The sequence below is a fragment of the Neolewinella marina genome (assembly GCF_002631205.1).
In the GTDB taxonomy this organism is placed as follows: Bacteria; Bacteroidota; Bacteroidia; order Chitinophagales; family Saprospiraceae; genus Neolewinella; species Neolewinella marina.
The window spans coordinates 718,302-736,300 of record NZ_PDLO01000001.1 but is presented as its reverse complement, the minus strand read 5'-3'; the positions used below and the strand labels follow the sequence as shown (position 1 = coordinate 736,300).

Here is a 17,999-nt window from a genome sequence, read left to right as displayed (position 1 = left end):
CGAAGGGCAAGTCAAGTCCCCGCGGGCTGGTGCCAAAAATGGCTACCTTTGCGCCTATGTCCACGAAGTACGAGCAACGCGGCGTCAGCGCCACCAAATCAGAGGTCCACGACGCCATCCAGGGGCTGGATAAGGGACTTTACCCCAAAGCCTTCTGCAAGGTCCTGCCCGATATCGCGGGCGGAGATCCCGAATACTGCAACGTGATGCACGCCGATACGGCGGGCACCAAAACCAGCCTGGCCTACCTCTACTGGAAGGAAACCGGCGACCTGAGTGTCTGGGAAGGCATCGTTCAGGACAGCCTGGTGATGAACCTGGACGATATGGGTTGCGTGGGCGCAGTGGACAACATCCTGATCTCGTCCACCATCGGCCGGAACAAGAACCGCATCCCCGGTGAGGTACTCAAGACCATCATCCAGGGCGCACAAAAGTTCGCCGACCGTATGGCCGAACAAGGCGTAGGGCTGCACCTCACGGGCGGGGAAACCGCGGACGTGGGCGATATCGTGCGCACCATCGACGTAGGCTACACGACCTTCGCCCGCTTGCGGCGCGATGAGGTAATCGTCAACGACATCCGCCCCGGCAACGTGATCGTGGGCCTGGCCAGCTACGGGCAGGCTACCTACGAGGACGAGTACAACGGCGGCATGGGCAGCAACGGCCTCACCAGCGCCCGCCACGACGTCTTCCGTAAGGAGTACGCCGACAAATACCCCGAAAGCTTCGACCCCGAAGTGCCCCGGGAAGTGGTGTATACGGGCAGCCGTGCACTCACCGACAAAATCACGGTAGACGGCGTGGAAACCACGGTGGGCAAGCTCGTACTTAGCCCCACCCGGACCTATCTGCCCGTGCTAAAGAAACTGCTGCAGGAAGTGGGCCCCGGTCTCAGTGGCCTGATCCACTGTACCGGTGGTGCCCAGACCAAAGTGGTCAAGTTCATCGACCCCGACGTCCGGGTGGTGAAGGACAAGTTGTTCCCCGCCCCCCCGCTGTTCGACCTCATCCGGCAGGAGAGTGGCACCGACTGGCGGGAGATGTACCAGGTCTTTAACATGGGCCACCGGCTGGAAGCCTACGTAGGCGAACGGGATGCCCAGACGGTGATCGACCTGGCCCGGTCCTTCGGCATCGACGCCAGGATCATCGGCCACGTGGAGGCGGGCGGCGAACAGGCGTCGGTACGCCTCACCACCCCCGGTGGCGTAGAGGAGTACACGGACTAGCCGTTCAGATTCTTGGCAAAGAGCCGGGAAATGTCCTTGAACGCCTTGAATTCCAGGGCGTTACCCGCAGGGTCGTAGAAGAACATGGTCGCCTGTTCGCCGGCCTGGCCGGCAAATCGTACGTAAGGTTCAATCTCGAACTTCACGCCGTGGTCCCGGAGCCGCTGGGCAAACTGCTCGAACTGCTCCCACTCCAGAACCACGCCGTAGTGGGGTACGGGCACGTGCTTGCCGTCGACCTCGTTGCGGTGGTCGGGCTGTTCCTTTTTCGGGGCCAGGTGGGCTACGAGCTGGTGGCCAAAGAAGTCGAAGTCAATCCATTCGGCGTCCGTGCGGCCTTCGGGGCAGCCCAGAACGGTGCCGTAGAAGTGGCGGGCGGCTTCGAGATCGTCAACGGGGGCGGCAAGGTGAAAAGGCTGCATTAAGAATGGGCTTTGCAAATGTGAAAGGGTGACGCCCCTTGGGGCGGGAGGAAAGATAGCTGATTTCCTTTCACGGCAAAAGCCTGCCTACTGCCCCCTCAGCTGGCGGCTGATTTCCCAGACCGCCATCCCCGCACTTACGGCAACGTTCAGGCTGTGCTTCGTGCCGTACTGGGCAATCTCGATGGTGCCGTGGGCGGCGTCGATCACCGCCTGGCTGACCCCGGACACCTCATTGCCGACCACCAGCGCCAGGGGCAGGGGGTCGGCCACCCGGAATGCGTGCAGGGGGGTGCTGTGGGCGGTTTGTTCCAGGCATTGCACCTGCGCGCCGCCGCCCGTGAGCTCCCGGACCAGTTCGGCGCAGTCCTGGTGGTAGGACCAGGACACCGTAGCCGTGGCCCCCAGGGCGGTCTTGAGGATGTCGCGGTGGGGTGGGGTAGCGGTGATGCCGCAGAGGTAGACGTGCTGGAGGGCGAAGCCGTCGGCCGTCCGGAAGAGGCTGCCCACATTGTTGGCCGAGCGGATGTCGTCGAGTACGAGGGAAAAGGGAAGCTTCTCCGCGGCGGAGTACTGCTGGGGCGACAGGCGGCCGAGCTCGTGGAGGGAAAGTTTGCGACGGTGCATGGGACGGATTAATATAGCAGCAGGGCCTTCCCGTTGCGTCGAGAAGGCCCTGCTTGAGCTTGGAAGTAAAACCCCTAAAGCAAAATTGGAATGGACTGGGGCGGCTAGTTGCCCAGGTAATTCTTGAGCAGCTTGCTGCGGTTGGCGCCGCGCAGCTTGTTGATGGCTTTGTCCTTGATCTGGCGGACGCGCTCGCGGGTCAGGCCGAACTTCTCGCCGATGTCCTCCAGGCTCATGGGGTGCTCGACGCCGATGCCGTAGTAGAGCTTGATCACGTCGCACTGCCGCTCGGTGAGGGTGCCCAGGCTGCGGTCGATCTCGCGGCGGAGGGATTCCTTGTACTCCAGGGCGGAGTCGGTGCCGGGGGTGGCGGTGTTGGCCAGTACGTCGAGCAGGCTGTTGTCCTCCCCTTCGACGAAGGGGGCGTCCATGCTGACGTGGCGGGCGGCGACGCCCAGGGTGGTTTCCACCTCGTCGGCGTTGATCTCGAGCTGCTCGGCGAGTTCCTCGCTGCTGGGCTCCCGCTCAAAGGTCTGCTCCAGCTGGCTGAAGGCCTTGTTGATCTTGTTGAGGCTGCCGACCTTGTTCAGGGGCAGGCGCACGATGCGGCTCTGCTCGGCCAGGGCCTGGAGGATCGACTGGCGGATCCACCATACGGCGTAGGAAATAAACTTGAAACCGCGGGTTTCGTCGAAGCGCTGGGCGGCCTTGATGAGGCCGAGGTTGCCTTCGTTGATGAGGTCGGAGAGGCTAAGTCCCTGGTTTTGGTACTGTTTGGCAACGGAAACGACGAAGCGGAGGTTGGCCTTGGTGAGTTTCTCCAGGGCGATCTGGTCTCCCTGCTTGATCCGCTTGGCGAGGTCAACTTCCTCCTCGGGGGTCAGCAGGTCTACTTTACCAATTTCTTGTAGGTACTTTTCGAGCGACTGACTCTCGCGATTGGTAATCGACTTCGTTATCTTAAGCTGTCTCATTTAGGGGACGTTTTCTGAAAGTGGCCGCAAAATTACGGGGTATATAGTTGGAAATCAAGGCCCCGGAGGGTGATTACCGCGCAACGTGTAATTAACACTGCGAAGAAACAATAGGTTGGGGGGCGATAAACTTTTGGTAGTCTCAGTTAAAATACCGTATTTGCCCGCCACCACTACCGCCAACCCCCTGATATGGAACGTGTTAAGTTTACTTCGGAGTTTATTTTTCGTGCCTCCCCGAATATTGTCTACCAGTTTCTCACCGATCCGGCCTGCCTGACGCGGTGGTTTTGCGATGAAGTGGATATTAACGACAGCACCTACACCTTTGTTTGGAGCGGTTCCCCCGAGGCCGCCGAGCTTATCGAGGACAGTGAGGGCGACATGGTCCGCTTTGCCTGGGAGGACGCCGACGACGAGGACGAATACCTCGAGTTCAACATCACGAAGAGCCCGGTAACGGGGGAAACGATCGTTTACGTGACCGACTTTGCCGACGACGACGAGGTAGAGGACCAGAAAGCGTTGTGGGAAACCCAGCTCACCCGCATGCGCGCCGAAATGGGCGGCTGACCCGCCGGGGCTTCCGTATTTTGCCGGCACCCATGACCAAGATTTACCTCGGACTCAGCTTCGCGTCCCCCATTCTGCCCGAGCCCCCGGCCTCCGCCGCCGGCGAATTGTACCTCGATTACCCGGGGCTCGTCCGCTACCTGGAGCATTTTTACGCCCTGTCGCGCAACCCCGCCAACCGGGAAGCCCTGCGCACCGAGCAGTACCGCCAACTGATCGAGCACCACCTCCAGCGGGCCGATACCACCCCCTTCTACGCCGCCGCCTTCGCCGCCGACCCCTTCGCCACCGCCGAGGACCTGCTGGCGCGCCGCGATGAGCTGCTGGAAGCCGGCTACCGGCTCACCCGCCCCGTGGAAACCGACACGCCGGAACGCATCGCCGTCCTCCACGAACTGGAACAACAACTGCTGGACGCCAATAACGACTTCGCGCTACTGCCCGGCCAGGCCGACCGCCTGCAGGCCCTGCTGGCCGCCCTCCACGAGCGACGTCACCCCGACTTTGACCTGCTGATCCACGAGCCGGCCGACCTGCTGCCGCCCGGTCTGCAGCGACTGCTGGCGGCCCTGGAAGCGGCCGGTGACCAGGTCCGGTATACGCCACCCGCGGCGGGGCCGACGGCGGAAAGTGACCTGGGTGCCTGGCAGCAAAAGCTCGCCGGACTGCTGGATGGCGGGGAGCAGCAGCAGCCTGCGGCCGCCCCCCGTACCCTGAGCGGAGACGGGAGTTTGGTGGTGGTACGGGCCGAGCGGGAAACCCACATTGCCGCTTACCTGGCGCGGATGGTCCGCGACAACGCGCAGTGGAGGCCCGGTGTGCTGATGACGGTCCGCAACCAGACCCTCGATACGACCATGCTGATGGAGGGGCTGCCCAGTATGGGCATCCCGTCGACCAGCCTGGCGCGGCCGAGCCTGCAGGTACTGAAGCTGGTTACCGCCTTCCTCTGGGAGCCCGTGGAGGTACAGCGCATCATGGAGTTCGTCAGCCTCGTCGCCAAGCCCCTGGACCGCCGCCTGGGCCAGCGGCTGGCCGAGCACCTGGCCGATACCCCCGGATTGTTCGGCGCCCGCTGGAACTACGCCGTGGAAGAGTCCTTCCGCGAAATGGAGGCCCGCAAGGTGCCCGCCAACCGCCGCCGCCGGGCCCGGGAGCAGTACGACTTCTGGTTCCGCCGCCGCCGCTACCCCCGCGACGGGCGGGCGCCGAAAGCCGACGTACGTGGTCTGTTCGTTTTCCTCCGCAACTGGGCCCTGGAAGCCTACGACGAGGACAAGGAGCAAACCGGACTGGTGGTGCTGTCGGCCCAGGCCGAACGGGCCACCGAACTGCTCGACGCCCAGCCGGAAACGGAACTGAGCTACCTCGACGTGGAACGGCTGGTGCGGACGATCTACCAACCCGCGCCCACCCAGTTCCAGCCCACGGAGCAGGGGGCCTTGCCGGTCGCCTTCGCACCCGCGTCCGTCGCCCGCCTGCCCGGCAGCGGACAGGGCACCCTGGAGCGCCTGATCTGGTGGGACTTCGTCGAAACCGACCCCGTCTACTTCTTCAGCCGCTACTATCCGCCGGAAATCGAATACCTGCGGGAACGCGGGTGCCGGGTAAGCAGTCCGGAGCAACGCAACCGCCTCCAGCTCTGGCAAAACCTCCGGCCGGCCCTCACCGCAGGTCGCCAACTGCTGCTGTGTATCCCGCGGCGGGTGGACGGTTCGGAAGTCGAGCCCCACGCCCTGATGGGCGACCTGGAAGCGGCCTTTTCTGCTGATGACCTGGCGACCATCACCGTCGACATTGACGAAGCGGGGCAACCCACCGGCTTGCTGTCCGACCTGCGCCTGCCGGGGTTCCGGCCGGTACCCATCCGCCCCCTGGATCCGCCGGTGCCCCACCTGGAGATCGCCCGGCCGGATGCCCTGCGGCCCCGGAAAAAAGAAACCCCCTCCTCGATTGACGACCTGCTGTACTACCCCCACAAGTGGGTGTTCAGGCACCAGCTCGGACTGAGGGGTACGCCCATCCTGTCGATCGCCAGTGAAAACCGGCTGCGGGGCAACCTCGGCCACCTCTTCGTCGAGCAATTGCTGGCGGAAGTAGCCGCGGCCGATACCCCCTTCAGCCGGGGGCAGGTGGAGCACTGGATTAACGAGAACGCCGACCGGCTGCTGCGGCAGCAGGGGGCCGTATTGCTGGAGTACGGGCAGGAGCCCGACCGGGTGCAGTTCCTCCTGACGATCAAGAAGTCGGCCTGGACGCTGGTCAACTACATCCAGCAGAATGGCTGGAAGGTTCGTGGATCCGAGGAAGAGGTCGAAGGCTGGCTTGAAACCCGCAGCGGACAGTGGGTATTGGGCCGCGCCGACCTGGTACTGGAGCGGACGGCCGCCGACGGAAGCCTGGAAACGGCCGTGGTCGACCTGAAGTGGCGGGGCAAGACGACCTTCCGCAACCTGCTGCGCAACGGAGGGGATATCCAGCTGGCCCTCTACGCTGAATTCCTGCGGCAGCAGGGGAGCAGCCGGGTGCATTCCGCCTACTACCTGCTGCGCGATGCGCTGATGCTGGCCCGCAACGAACTGGCCTTTGAAGGGGCGGATACCGTTCCGGCAGAGGAGGACCACCTCGTCATCCAACGGGACACCCTCCGCAAGATCCTGGCTACCCACGACTGGCGGTGGGAGCAACTCGAGCGAGGGCAGGTGGAGATCCGCTGCACCGAAACCGCGCCCTTTCTTGATGACCTTTACGTAGACCTGCCGCACGATAGCCTGCTGGCCATGAAGGACGATACCTCCCCCTTCGACGACTACCGCAGCCTGATCGGCCTGGTCCGCTAGCCCCCCGCGGGTTTACCCGATGTTTTCGATGAAACTGCCGGTCGTGAGGTACCGCATCACGTACACCAGGGCAATGCTGACGACGAGGCCGAAGGCCACCTTACCCAGGTCACTGAAGATGTTGCGGAAGGCGGACATCAGGTTCTTCCGGCCCGGGATGGTCTCCAGGTAGGCCAGGGCGGCACGGGCCACCATGGCCAGGGCCATGATCACGATGACGAAGTTGTTGATGTCGTCCCTGAGGTACACCACGTAGCCGATCAGGATCAGGATCAGGACGTTGAGCACCACGCCGGCGATGTAGGCCGGGCGGGCCCGGTCGCGGTCGCTGGGCTCGGCGTCGAGCTCCAGGCGGTAGCGGATGGCAATCTCCCGTCCAGCCAGCAGTCCCAAAAATACCCAGGTGGTGGACATGGGGACGTTGCTGAACTCTTTGAAGAACAGCAGGATGATGCCGTAGAAAAAGTCAATGATGGTGGCCGAGCGGATGTCCGTCGTGTTGGTCTTGGCCTTGACGATCTTCTGGATGTTGCCCCCCTTGCTGTAGAAGATAAAGGCCAGCATGGCGAGCAGGATCGCCAGCGAAACGGCGATTTCCATCGCGGTAAGCGACCGCGGCAGGTAGACGAAGATGTTGGCGAAATCCTGGATCAGCCACTGCCCCCAGAGGAATCCGGTGGACGCCCACTGCAGGGCGGTCCAGATCTTGGTTTCCCGTCCCGATATTTCCGAATTGATGAAATGCTTGTCCAGCCAGCGGGTTACCAGCTGCCAGACGATGATCGCCACGCAGAAGGCCAGGGCGTAGCCCAGGATGGACTTCATGGTCATGTCAATCAGCCCCTTGGGCTTGAAGAACGTCAGGATCAGGAAGGAGGTGGATACCGGAATGCCCGTCCGCGTCAGCAGCATCAGTACCAGTGGAGGCAGCAGGTAGGGCCAGGTCATGTCCTCTACGTAGGCGTAGCTCTCCAGGCGGCCGTAGCTGACATCGCCGTCGTACACCGACCAGCCGTACACCAGGGTGAGGGCCAGGATGGTTCCGGCGAAGGCCCACAGGACGTACCAGGGTTTGTCTTCGTTGGAGGACAGGAAAGTTCCCAGTGTCTGGATTGAGTCGTTGCCCACGACCGCGTAGCCGGCTAAAATGAAGCCGGTCCACATGATAATCAAGGATGCATCCATACGAAGGGGTACTGGGGTGGGGGTGGAAGGTTATTTCCGCGGCGCAAGTTCACCACAGGGTGTAAACTGTATGTTAAGTCGCCGGTTCCGCCCCCCCACGATCAGATGGCCAGGATGCTGGCCATACGGATCATTTCGTCGCTCGGAATCTTCTGCTTGGTGATAGCGTCTTCGAAGGGCATGCTCGTCACTTCACCGTTCACGATGCCGACGGCAATGTTCTCCGCGCCCTGCAGCAGCAGCTCCACGGCGGCGAAGCCCAGACGGCTGGCCAGCAGACGGTCGGAAGCGGTGGGTGCACCGCCCCGCTGCAGGTGGCCGATGACGGTAACCTTGGGCTCCATACTGGCCAGTTCGTGCTGGATCTTTTCCGCAATGCCGGTGGCGCCGCCCATGGGGTGGCCCTCGGCTACGATCACCACGCTGAACAGCTTGCCGCGGGCCTTATTTTTGCGGAGTACCGACTTGAGGTCCTCCAGGTCGGTTTCGGACTCGGGGATCAATACGCTGCTGGCCCCGGAGCCGATGGCGGTGTACAGGGCGATGTAACCGGAGTTGCGCCCCATCACCTCCACGAAGAACAGGCGGTTGTGGCTGTCGGCCGTATCGCGGATCTTGTCCACGGCGTCGATGGCGGTATTCACGGCGGTGTCGAAGCCGATGGTGTAATCGGTACCGTAGAGGTCGTTGTCGATGGTACCCGGAATCCCGATGAAGGGGATCTTGAACTCTTCACTGAACACCTTGGCGCCGGTGAAGGTGCCGTTTCCGCCGATGGCGATGCAGGCGTCAATATCGTAGGCCTTGAGGTGTTCGTAGGCGGCCCGGCGGCCTTCGGGGGTCATGAAGCGCTTGGAGCGGGCCGTGCGGAGCATGGTGCCCCCCCGCTGAATGATGTTGGCTACGTCGCGACGCTCCAGCCGCTGGAAATGGCCGTCGATCATTCCTTCATAGCCACGTTCGATGCCGTAAACGTGCAGTTTGTTCCAGGCGGCGGTGCGTACTACGGCCCGGAGCGCGGCGTTCATGCCCGGCGCGTCCCCACCGGAGGTGAAAACGGCGATGCGGCGAATATCCTTTCTTTCCATATATGGCTACTTCCCGGAGTGGTAATCGGCGAGGGCTTCGATGGGTTTGTGTACAAATCGGCCGGCAATGAGGTCGCGCTCGTGGAGGGCGGCCAGCAGGATCTTTTTGAAGTGGAAGGCGATGCTGCCGATGAAGTGCACCGGTACTTCCAGGTGCCCCTTGTACTTGCGTACGTGGCGGTCCAGAAACTCGGCGAAGCTCTCAAACACGATCTTCTGGATAAGGGGGTGTTGCTGGTGCTCACCCATGAAGCGGGTGAAGCCGGCCAGGTAGGTGTTGGGCATCTCCGACTCGTAGACGTTGTTGAGGACGGTCATCCGGTCGGCGGTGGTGTACCGCTCGAAGGCGGCGTTGAGCTCGTCGTCCAGTTCCCGGTAGAAGTACGACCGGAGGAAGGCCTTGCCCAGGTGGGAACCACTGCCCTCGTCGCCGAGCATGTACCCGAGGTTGGTAACGTTGTCCACGACTTCCTTGCCGTCGTAAAGGCAGGTGTTGCTGCCCGTACCGAGGATACAGGAAATCCCGGCCTCGTCACCGCAGGTAGCGCGGGCCGCGCCGAGGAGGTCGTGCATGACGGTGATGTCGGCGGCCGGCCAGACGCGGTTGATGCAGTCGGAAATGACCTTCTTGCGGCGGGGGTCCCAGCAGCCGGCCCCGTAGTAGTGTACTTCGGTAACCTTGGCGCCGGGGAGCAGTTCCTGGGAGAGCTTCTGCACCTCCACGTGCAGGAGGTCCTGGGGGTGGACCACCGGGTTGAATCCGCGGGTATTGACGTAAACGTTTTCACCGCTTTCGTCGATCAGTACCCAGTCTGCTTTCGTGGAACCAGAATCCGCAACAAGTATCATGACGCTATTATTGACCGTCGCGAAGGTAGTGTAAAGTTAACACTAAGGAAAAGCCCCCAGCCACGTAGGTTCTTGCCGGGAGAATGGTAAAAGAAGGTTATCAAACATTTTGTTTGATTATTACGGGATTTGGCCTACCTTTGACAGGGGCTACGGCCCGCTTACCGCAGGTTCCATGCTTCACTGATGCCGCTTGACCCTAAAACTTCCTTCGCATGCCTGCCCGACCATCAACTTCATCCCGAGAGGCCGACCAGGCCCGGGCCCGCTGGATCGAATTTCTCCGGAACTACGGCCTGGAACTCATCCTGCTGCTGTTCATTCTCTACGTATGCCTAAACCGTGGACTCGCCGTGGAAGTAGCCATCCACGACGCCCAGCCCGCGGCTGCGGGAGCTACGGTTTCGGAAGCCGGACTGGGCAACTGGTTCGCCACACTTACGAACCGGGCCCTTGGTGGGGTGGTACGGCAGGAGGAGCGCACCGAGGTGGTGGATCTGGCCGAACCGGATGCCGGGGCGGACGACTTCAACAGCGTGGCGGAGACGGACGATCCGGCCCCCCACATCAGCAACCTTACCCTGGTGCTCAGTCCCGACTACGGGGAACGCAAGGGGCTATCTCCCCATATCGTGGCCGCGAAGCGCAAGCGGGTGAGCGACTACCTGCGCAGCTACGCCCCCGCCGCCCGGCGGGAAATGGAGGAATTCGGCATTCCGGCCAGTATCACCCTGGCGCAGGCCCTGCTGGAGAGCAACGCCGGAGACAGCAAACTGGCCGTGGATTCCAACAACCACTTCGGCATAAAGTGCCGCACCAAATGCCTGGGGTGTACCTGCCGCAACTACGGCGACGATACCCGCTACGACATGTTCCGGGTATTCGACTCAGTGGCGGATTCCTACCGGGAACACAGTATCCTGCTGACTTCTTCCCGCTACGCCCGCCTGCACAACTACGGCCGCGACTACCGCAAATGGGCCCACGGACTGAAGGCCTGCGGTTACGCTACCGATCCCCGCTACGCCGAAAAGCTCATCACCATTATCGAGAACCTGGAGCTGGATCGCTACGACGCCCTGGCGCGGTGAGGCCGGGAAGTTTTGGTGACTGCCTTACCTTTGGCGGCCAATTATAAAAACACCCCGTCTTGCGTAAACTGCTGTGCCTCCTCCTTACCCTCTTCATCCTTTCCGCTCCCCGCCTGAGTGCCCAGGAGAGTGATCTCGGCAACTGGATCATTTACCTCGGCAACAAAAGCCTCGGCGATCGCTGGAACCTCCACCACGAGGTGCAGTACCGGAACTACAACTTCGTCGGTGACCTGGAACAACTGCTGCTGCGGACCGGGGTAGGGTACGACGTGACGGACAACTTCAACGTCCTGCTCGGGTACGGTTACATCAACAGCCAGAACTACGTGGACCCCGCCGACGACAAGGTCGTGATCGATGAGCACCGCATTTACCAGCAGCTCGTCACCCGCCAGCAACTGGGCCGTGTTGGCCTTCAGCACCGCTACCGTTTCGAAGAGCGCTTTGTTGAAAACAAGGACTTCGGTTTCCGCTTCCGTTACTTCCTGTCGATGAACGTGCCCCTGACCGGCCCCGATATGGCCCCGAAGACGCTCTACCTCTCGGCCTACAACGAAATCTTCGTGACTACCGAGGATAATCCCTTTGACCGCAACCGCCTCTACGGTGGCCTCGGCTACGTGGCCCGCCCCGGACTGCGTTTTGAGCTAGGGTACATGAATCAGTTCTTCGCCACCGGCGGCCGCGACCAGATCAACCTGATCACTTCGGCCAGCTTCTAGCGGACCTGTCCTGGCCGCGGGGCCACCATGCGCCTCAGATAACCTCCAGGTCCGAAAGCGACACATAGCCCTGGCGACCGTCCGGCAGCTGGACCTTCACGAATTGGTTGACGCGGTCGGTAATGTAGAGTTTGTGGCCCTGGGATAATTCCGCCTCCACCGAGCCCTCGGACGAGGGCGATACCCGCAGCGTGGCGTCCGTCACTAGGATGGCCTCCGTCGAGGCGTGGATGGCCGCATACCGGCTTTCGGCCAGCAGGAAGCATCCCCCGCCGATGAGCGCCAGCAACAGGGCGGTGGGCAACAATGCGAAACGCCGCTTTTCCTCCATCTCCCGGCGGCGCAGGTACCACCACACCGTGCCGGCTACGGCCAACCACCAGAAGACCAGCGCCAGGACGTAAGCCCCGGTAGTGCCAATCCAGGCGCCAAGCATATGCCACCAGCGGATGATGGCGGCCTCGGGCAGTTCGGGAGTGGCAATTCCGGCTTCCGAATACACGTACCGCAGGTTGTTGGCCAGGTCCGCGTTGCCGGGCCGCAGCCGCAGCCCCCGTTCATAGGCTAGGATGGCGCGACCGATCCGTCCGGATTCGTAATGGGCGTTGCCCAGGGCCAGGTAAAATTCGGGACTTACCACCCCGGTGGATTCGAGGCTGTCGAGGATTTCCGCGGCCCGGCCATAATCGCCTTCTCGCAGTTCCGCTTCCGCCGCCCGCAGGGTATAGTCGGTTTGGGCGGCGGTCGGCGCACTCAGGGCAACCAGAAGGAGGAGGATCATCATTCTCACCATACCACAAAAGTAATCAGTCCTCGACGGGGGGCACCAACATAACTTCCGGGGGAGGGACGCTCCCGCCGGCGGGGCGGAAGAGGTCGTCCAGGGTGAGGGGCTTGCGCCCAACTTCCCAGCGGAAACCGTCCAGCCGCATCCCTTCGTGGTTTACCGCGTCCATGGGGTCCAGCCGCCCCGACGGCGCACTCAGGAACTTGATGCGCCGGACGCTCCCTTCACCAAAGTACAGGATCATGGCGCTGCAGGCCGTTTTATTGACGCCAATGTAGGCTCCGGCCTCGTCCTGGGCGTAGTAAATGGCTTCGGCGTTCCCCTTCACCTCGGTACGCTCCAGCTGGCTGCTGTCGAAGTGGGCAACGATCTCCTTGCCCTTGACCTGGTTAAAAAAGATCAGGTCAGGGGAGGTGATGACCATGGCGTTACGCTTGAGCTCCACCCGGTCCGGCTGGTCGTTCTTCAGAAAGAGGTCGATGGTGTCGGCGGTGAGCTGGCTGGTGTCCTGCCAGAGGATCGGGTTCTGGTAGAGGGTCAGGACGGAATCGACGGTATTAAAACCCAGGGAGTCCGCCACCGCCTGTAGGTCGGACTTCAGGATGCGGACGTCGTGGTAAGCCGACAGGTGGCGGACGGTATCTCCGGCCGCAGTGGTTTCATCGGAGCGCACGGAAAGCAGGGTGTCGGCGGCCATGTAGAGGGTATCCTGGTCGAGGAGGGAGGTCAGCAGGGCCCGGCCCCGCCGGCCCCCGTAGGCCTTGAGGTAGCCGGTTTGTCGGTCGTAATCGGCCGCTTCCGCCTCGATGCGCAGGTCAGCGGAGGTGTCCCGCCAGATGATGTTGCCAGTGGCCCGCCCGAGACCGGTGCGGTCGTCGGAGTACATGCGGTCGGCCACCATGAGCATGGGTGGGTTGGACACTTCGGGTCGACCGCCGCTCACGGCGTAGGCTTCGGTAGCGGCGTTGTAGTCGATGGTGTCGCCGCGGATCGTTTGGGTGGAATCGATGACCACGGCCCGCCCCTCGAGGGTATAGCGGTCGCGGGCGCGGAAGTAGTTGATGCGGTCGGCGGTGGCCCGCTGGGTGGTGCCCTCGGCCACGTAGGCCCCTCCCTGCAGGATGTAGAGTTCTTCCCGGCCGAGGTAGCGGATCGAGTCGGCCGCCGCCCGCCGTTCCCCACTCAGGTACTGGGCGTTCTGGCGGAACACGGCCTCATCGAGGCGAACATTATAATACCCGGCCTCGCAGTAGATGGAGTGGGTATCGCTGCGGATAACGGTAGGCCCGAGAAAGTAGACGATCTCGTTGCCGAGGTCGTAGCGCAGGGTGTCGGCCCGCATTTCGAACCGGTCGTCGACCACCACCACGCTGTCCCGGAAGTAGACGTTGCGGGCGTCGGCGTAGTAGTACCCGTGGGTACTGGTCAGCTCCGTGGTGCCGTTCGTGACGCGGCCGCCGGTGTGGTAGGTGGCCAGTTTGGTGGCCAGGTCATAGGTCAGTTCGTCGGTGAACAGCTCGGTTTGCCCGCGCTTCAGCACGACGTCCGTCCGAAGCTTGGCCACCAGGGTCTCCGCATGGTAGTCCAGGTATTCGGAGAAGGCGGCAATGCTGTCGCCCTGCTGGATGGTGACGTTGTCGTAGGCGTAGAGCTGGACTTCCCGGACGAGTTCCGCGCTGTCGCAGTACATGAACACGCTGTCCTGGCTCAGTTCCACCTCACCAATCAGCCGCTGTACACTGCCCTGGCGAAGCAGCAGGAGGGCATTCGCGTGGTCGATGCTTACCACCTCCCGCTGGGCCGCCGGTGCCTGGGCTGCGGCGGTTCCCCCGAGCAAGTAGACAAAGGACAGCAACAAGAATAGGGAGCGTAACATCATGGAGGGGCAAAAGTAAGCGCTGGGCAAGCGGAGAACGGCAAGGTGGGTACCATAACCGGACGGTGGCCCTGCTTTAACGGGGCATTAACGCCGTCATATACGCTATACCGTCAGTTGCATCCCGTCGTAACCTACTTCAACCCCGGCGGGCAGGCTGGCGCTGAATTCGGCGTGGGGCCCCAGGCGGTGGCTCAGGTGGAATAGCACCGTGCGCCGCGGCCGCAGCCGATCGACGTAGGCGAGGGATTCCTCCACCGACATATGGCTGTGGGTGCCGTGGTGGTTCAGGCAGGAGATGATCAGGGTGTCGAGGTCCGTCAGCCGGGCCAGGGTTTCCTCCGGCAGGGTCTTTACGTCGGTGAGGTAGGCCAGCTTCCCCACCCGGATGCCGAGGATGGGCAGGTTGCCGTGGTTGACGCGCAGCAGTTCGACGGATTGACCGCCGAACTCGATCCGGTCGCCGAAATCTACGCGGCGGACGTCCAGCTTGGGTACGCCGGGGTAGTCAGTAAAGGCGTAGGCGAAGCGTTCCCGCAGTTCCCGCGCCACCCGGTCCAGGCAGTAGACCGGCATGTCCATCTGCTGCATGAAGCAGAAGGGGCGCACGTCGTCGATGCCGGCCGTATGGTCGTTGTGCTCATGGGTAAGCAGGATGGCGTCCAGCCGTTCCATGCCGGCGGCCAGCATCTGGTGGCGGAAGTCGGGGCCGGCGTCGATGTTAAAGCGGGCCTCGCCGGCGCAGAGCACGGCACTGGCGCGCAGCCGCTGGTCGCGGGGGTCCGTGGAGGTACAGGCCGCGCAGTGGCAGCCGATCACGGGCACCCCCTGGGAGGTAGCCGTGCCGAGTAAACGCAGGTACATGCTAGCGCTTTTCTTCCCAGTTCCAGGCCGTTCGCATGATGTCGTCCACGCCAAAGCGGGGCTTCCAGCCCAGAACCTCGGTGGCCTTGCTGCGGTCGGCGTAGACGGCCACCACGTCGCCGGGGCGGCGGGGGCCGATCTCGTAATTGAGGGATTTACCACTCACCCGCTCGAAGGCGTGGATGGCCTCCAGGACGGTCAGTCCCTCGCCGATGCCCAGGTTGAAGAGGGCCGGATTTTCGGTCTGCTTGCCGGACATCAGGTACTCCAGGGCCAGGGTATGGGCGTGGGCCAGGTCGGCAACGTGGATGTAGTCGCGCACGCAGCTGCCGTCGCGGGTATCGTAGTCGTCGCCGAAGACGGTGAGTTTCTCCCGTTTACCGGCCCCTACTTCCGTAATGACGGGCACGAGGTTGCTGGCGGGGTTGGCCGCGTCCTCACCGATTTTACCGCTGGGGTGGGCACCGGCCGGGTTGAAGTAGCGCAGGAGCACGGCGGCGAAGTCGGGGTAACGGCCGCAGAAATCGTATAGAATGTCCTCACCCATCTGCTTGGTGCGGGCGTAGGGGCTTTCGGCTTCCTTCCGCGGGGTGGCTTCGGTCACCGGCAGTTCGTCGGCGTTGCCGTAGACGGAGCAGCTCGAGGAAAACACCAGGTTGCTTTTTTTCTGTTTGCGCAGGCCGTCGATGACGTTGAGCAGGCTGTTCAGGTTGTTGCGGTAGTACTCCAGGGGGCGGTCCACGCTCTCGCCCACGGATTTGTAGGCCGCGAAGTGAATGGCCCCGTCGAAGGCGTGCTTCTCGAACAGCTGGGCGGTGGCCACCGGGTCGGCCAGGTCGATGGTGTGGTTCACGACCCGCACGCCGGTGATGGCCTCGATGCCGTCCAGCACGCTCGCCTTGCTGTTGTGGTAGTTGTCGGCACTGACCACCTCGAAGCCGTTTTCGATGAGGTCGACCACGGTGTGGCTACCGATGTAGCCGGTACCGCCGGCGACGAGAATTTTTCCTTTACTCATGGGTGTGGTTTAATCGTGGGTCAGTTTGATGTCTTCGGGGTCGATCTGTATGCCCATGCGGGCCATCAGGGCCGTAGCGTTGAAGCTGCGGCTCACGCCCCGGTGGAGCTTGTAGTCGAAAACGAGTTCGCCGTCGCGGGTCTGCACTTCCATGGCGTAGTTCTCCACCCGGTGGCCGGCGGGCCCTCCTTCGGTTTCCAGCACCGCCAGGTCGAGGTCGTGGGTGGCAATGATGCCGGCCCCCCGCTCGCGGATCAGTTGGCGGATCAGGGCCCGGGAGCCCGTGTGCCGGTCGCGGCTGTTGGTGCCCTTCAGGATTTCGTCCAGCAGGAAGAAGACCTGTTGCTGTGGATCGCTCACCGCTTCAATAATCGCCTTCAGCCGCTTAAGTTCGGCGTAAAAGCTGGAAGTGCTCTCGCTCAGGTCGTCGTGGGTGCGCATGGAGGTCCATACCTGGAGGGCGGCGGTGCGCAGGTGCCGCGCGCAAACGGGACCGCCGGCGCGGGCCAGCACCAGGTTGATGCCCACGGTGCGTAGCCAGGTCGACTTGCCGGCCATGTTGCTGCCGGTGACCAGGTGGATGTGGCCGTCGGTCTGCATGCGGATGTCGTTGGTGACGCGCACCTCCGGGCGCAGCAGGGGGTGGCCCAATTCTCGGCCATCCAGCATGGCTTCCTCGGTGAGTTCGGCCTCCGTCCAGTCGGGGCGGTTGAAGCGCAGGGTAGCCCAGGACACCCGGGCGTCGGTTTCCGCCAGCTCCTCCAGCCAGCGGGGCAGGTCGTCCTGGTGAGTAGCCCGCCAGCGGTCGAGGCGGTACAGCCAGTGCAGGCTCCAGAGCCCGGTGATTTCCAGGACGAATACGAAGGGGTTGTAGCGTACGTCAAGTTGCCTTACGTAAAACCCAAGTTGGTCGATAGCCGGAGCGGCGACGGCCGCGCCCGGACGGTAGCGCTCCTCCAGGTGACGGAAGAGGGATGCGTAGGACGCCAGCGCCGCGCCGGCACTGGCCGTATAGGCGTGCTCGGCCGCCGCGGGGCCGGACAGCCGGCGCATCAACCACAGGGCGGGCAGGAAGAACAGCAGTCCGGCCTGCCACGGCTCCTGGGTGAAGCAGAACCAAAGACCGGCTATCGAGAGGGGAATGGCGGCCCAGCGCATCAGCCGGGCGAAGGTACCGGTGACCACTGGTGGCCGACCGACCCACTCGAGCAGGCGGGAGGCGTAGGCCAGGTCGTCGCGCAGTTCGCTGCCGCGTTGCCGCCATTCCTGGCACCATTCCGGGTCGGGAACCAGGGCCAGAGCATCGCGCCGCCGCTGGACGGCGGTAGCCGGTGGAGCGGGGTGCAGCAGCTGTTCGGCCAGCCGCCGCCCGCCGACGGCCGTGACCGTCCGGTTGATGAATTGGTAGAGAGAGTGGGGCCCAAAGATGTCCAGGTCGGTGGCGTAGGGGTGGGCGGGATCCGCCCAGCGGGCACCATCGGGCCAGTTGCTGAAATCGTGGCGCAGACTACGGATCTCGGCTTCCGCGAGTTCGTACCGCACCCGCGCCGCCGCCGCCCGCCGACCGATGCGTGCGTGGGCCCGGACGCCCACCACGAGGAGGGCTACCAGGGGGAGGGTAACCGAAAAGCCCCATACCGGACCCTGCGACCACGCCAGAATAAGCACGGCCACGGAAGCGAAGAACACCAGCAAGCGAACTACGGCCAGGCGGTCGTACCGCTGCTGAAGCCGCCGGGAACGGGCCTGCTGGGCGCCGGAAACGTTTTCGTAGTGAGCCAGGGGGGTATCCACGCCACAAAGATGGGAATAGTATCGGCGATAACCGCCAATTCCGCCGCCATT

16 protein-coding genes are annotated in these 17,999 nt (G+C 63.1%); 5 read left to right on the top strand and 11 right to left on the bottom strand.

The features are described 5' to 3' along the window. The first annotated feature begins 56 nt into the window (after positions 1-56). A complete protein-coding gene (locus tag CGL56_RS02970; RefSeq protein WP_099105000.1) occupies positions 57-1,235 on the top strand; it encodes an AIR synthase related protein in 1,179 nt (392 codons plus the stop codon). Here the strand turns inward: CGL56_RS02970 and CGL56_RS02965 are convergent. The 3 genes from CGL56_RS02965 to CGL56_RS02955 form a co-directional block, all read right to left on the bottom strand. Beyond that, positions 1,232-1,657 (bottom strand): VOC family protein, encoded by a 426-nt coding sequence (locus CGL56_RS02965; RefSeq protein WP_099104999.1) that lies wholly within the window; start codon positions 1,655-1,657, stop codon positions 1,232-1,234. The genes CGL56_RS02970 and CGL56_RS02965 overlap by 4 nt on opposite strands. An 87-nt stretch (positions 1,658-1,744) precedes the next feature. Next, on the bottom strand, positions 1,745-2,284 hold the full coding sequence (locus CGL56_RS02960) for a TrmH family RNA methyltransferase (protein ID WP_099104998.1): 540 nt from the start codon (positions 2,282-2,284) through the stop codon (positions 1,745-1,747). A gap of 104 nt (positions 2,285-2,388) precedes the next feature. Next, complete coding sequence (locus CGL56_RS02955) at positions 2,389-3,258, bottom strand: sigma-70 family RNA polymerase sigma factor (protein ID WP_099104997.1); 870 nt, start codon at positions 3,256-3,258, stop codon at positions 2,389-2,391. A gap of 192 nt (positions 3,259-3,450) precedes the next feature. Here CGL56_RS02955 and CGL56_RS02950 point away from each other — a divergent pair, with 192 nt between their 5' ends. Continuing rightward, positions 3,451-3,831 carry an START-like domain-containing protein gene (locus CGL56_RS02950; protein ID WP_099104996.1) on the top strand — a complete coding sequence of 127 codons (381 nt, stop codon included), beginning with the start codon at positions 3,451-3,453 and terminating at the stop codon, positions 3,829-3,831. Positions 3,832-3,863: 32 nt separating this feature from the next. Next, positions 3,864-6,671: a PD-(D/E)XK nuclease family protein gene (locus CGL56_RS02945; RefSeq protein WP_099104995.1), complete on the top strand. Its 2,808-nt coding sequence runs from the start codon at positions 3,864-3,866 to the stop codon at positions 6,669-6,671. 12 nt (positions 6,672-6,683) lie between these two features. On the opposite strand, the gene CGL56_RS02940 is transcribed toward CGL56_RS02945, so the two are convergent. The 3 genes from CGL56_RS02940 to CGL56_RS02930 all read right to left on the bottom strand — a co-directional run bounded on the left by CGL56_RS02940 (position 6,684) and on the right by CGL56_RS02930 (position 9,793). Further along, entirely contained in the window at positions 6,684-7,856 is a 1,173-nt protein-coding gene (locus tag CGL56_RS02940) for a hypothetical protein (RefSeq protein WP_245183939.1), read from the bottom strand. 101 nt (positions 7,857-7,957) lie between these two features. After that, the gene (gene pfkA / locus CGL56_RS02935) at positions 7,958-8,944 is read right to left on the bottom strand and encodes a 6-phosphofructokinase (RefSeq protein WP_099104994.1); all 987 of its coding nucleotides are present in this window, start codon (positions 8,942-8,944) and stop codon (positions 7,958-7,960) included. A 6-nt stretch (positions 8,945-8,950) separates the two neighbouring features. Next, positions 8,951-9,793: a BadF/BadG/BcrA/BcrD ATPase family protein gene (locus CGL56_RS02930; protein WP_099104993.1), complete on the bottom strand. Its 843-nt coding sequence runs from the start codon at positions 9,791-9,793 to the stop codon at positions 8,951-8,953. A gap of 215 nt (positions 9,794-10,008) precedes the next feature. Between CGL56_RS02930 and CGL56_RS02925 the strand changes: the two genes are divergently transcribed. Both CGL56_RS02925 and CGL56_RS02920 read left to right on the top strand, forming a co-directional pair. After that, positions 10,009-10,884: a glycoside hydrolase family 73 protein gene (locus CGL56_RS02925; protein WP_099104992.1), complete on the top strand. Its 876-nt coding sequence runs from the start codon at positions 10,009-10,011 to the stop codon at positions 10,882-10,884. A gap of 59 nt (positions 10,885-10,943) precedes the next feature. After that, a complete protein-coding gene (locus tag CGL56_RS02920) occupies positions 10,944-11,609 on the top strand; it encodes a DUF2490 domain-containing protein (protein ID WP_099104991.1) in 666 nt (221 codons plus the stop codon). A 34-nt stretch (positions 11,610-11,643) separates the two neighbouring features. On the opposite strand, the gene CGL56_RS02915 is transcribed toward CGL56_RS02920, so the two are convergent. The 5 genes from CGL56_RS02915 to CGL56_RS02895 all read right to left on the bottom strand — a co-directional run bounded on the left by CGL56_RS02915 (position 11,644) and on the right by CGL56_RS02895 (position 17,948). Further along, the gene (locus CGL56_RS02915) at positions 11,644-12,390 is read right to left on the bottom strand and encodes an SH3 domain-containing protein (RefSeq protein ID WP_167641507.1); all 747 of its coding nucleotides are present in this window, start codon (positions 12,388-12,390) and stop codon (positions 11,644-11,646) included. Between the two features lie 25 nt (positions 12,391-12,415). Continuing rightward, positions 12,416-14,275 carry an OstA-like protein gene (locus CGL56_RS02910; RefSeq protein ID WP_099104989.1) on the bottom strand — a complete coding sequence of 620 codons (1,860 nt, stop codon included), beginning with the start codon at positions 14,273-14,275 and terminating at the stop codon, positions 12,416-12,418. Positions 14,276-14,377: 102 nt separating this feature from the next. Then, positions 14,378-15,136 (bottom strand): MBL fold metallo-hydrolase, encoded by a 759-nt coding sequence (locus CGL56_RS02905; protein ID WP_099104988.1) that lies wholly within the window; start codon positions 15,134-15,136, stop codon positions 14,378-14,380. Position 15,137: 1 nt separating this feature from the next. Further along, the gene (gene galE / locus CGL56_RS02900) at positions 15,138-16,154 is read right to left on the bottom strand and encodes a UDP-glucose 4-epimerase GalE (RefSeq protein WP_099104987.1); all 1,017 of its coding nucleotides are present in this window, start codon (positions 16,152-16,154) and stop codon (positions 15,138-15,140) included. Between the two features lie 9 nt (positions 16,155-16,163). Beyond that, complete coding sequence (locus tag CGL56_RS02895; protein ID WP_167641508.1) at positions 16,164-17,948, bottom strand: MutS-related protein; 1,785 nt, start codon at positions 17,946-17,948, stop codon at positions 16,164-16,166. Between the last annotated feature and the right edge of the window lie 51 nt (positions 17,949-17,999).

Excerpts from the sequence above, each read along its gene's own strand:
- CGL56_RS02970 (WP_099105000.1), top strand. The coding sequence starts at position 57 with ATGTCCACGAAGTACGAGCAACGCGGCGTCAGCGCCACCAAATCAGAG.
- CGL56_RS02965 (WP_099104999.1), bottom strand. The coding sequence starts at position 1,657 with ATGCAGCCTTTTCACCTTGCCGCCCCCGTTGACGATCTCGAAGCCGCC.
- CGL56_RS02960 (WP_099104998.1), bottom strand. The coding sequence starts at position 2,284 with ATGCACCGTCGCAAACTTTCCCTCCACGAGCTCGGCCGCCTGTCGCCC.
- CGL56_RS02955 (WP_099104997.1), bottom strand. The coding sequence starts at position 3,258 with ATGAGACAGCTTAAGATAACGAAGTCGATTACCAATCGCGAGAGTCAG.
- CGL56_RS02950 (WP_099104996.1), top strand. The coding sequence starts at position 3,451 with ATGGAACGTGTTAAGTTTACTTCGGAGTTTATTTTTCGTGCCTCCCCG.
- CGL56_RS02945 (WP_099104995.1), top strand. The coding sequence starts at position 3,864 with ATGACCAAGATTTACCTCGGACTCAGCTTCGCGTCCCCCATTCTGCCC.
- CGL56_RS02940 (WP_245183939.1), bottom strand. The coding sequence starts at position 7,856 with ATGGATGCATCCTTGATTATCATGTGGACCGGCTTCATTTTAGCCGGC.
- pfkA (WP_099104994.1), bottom strand. The coding sequence starts at position 8,944 with ATGGAAAGAAAGGATATTCGCCGCATCGCCGTTTTCACCTCCGGTGGG.
- CGL56_RS02930 (WP_099104993.1), bottom strand. The coding sequence starts at position 9,793 with ATGATACTTGTTGCGGATTCTGGTTCCACGAAAGCAGACTGGGTACTG.
- CGL56_RS02925 (WP_099104992.1), top strand. The coding sequence starts at position 10,009 with ATGCCTGCCCGACCATCAACTTCATCCCGAGAGGCCGACCAGGCCCGG.
- CGL56_RS02915 (WP_167641507.1), bottom strand. The coding sequence starts at position 12,390 with ATGATCCTCCTCCTTCTGGTTGCCCTGAGTGCGCCGACCGCCGCCCAA.
- CGL56_RS02910 (WP_099104989.1), bottom strand. The coding sequence starts at position 14,275 with ATGATGTTACGCTCCCTATTCTTGTTGCTGTCCTTTGTCTACTTGCTC.
- CGL56_RS02905 (WP_099104988.1), bottom strand. The coding sequence starts at position 15,136 with ATGTACCTGCGTTTACTCGGCACGGCTACCTCCCAGGGGGTGCCCGTG.
- galE (WP_099104987.1), bottom strand. The coding sequence starts at position 16,154 with ATGAGTAAAGGAAAAATTCTCGTCGCCGGCGGTACCGGCTACATCGGT.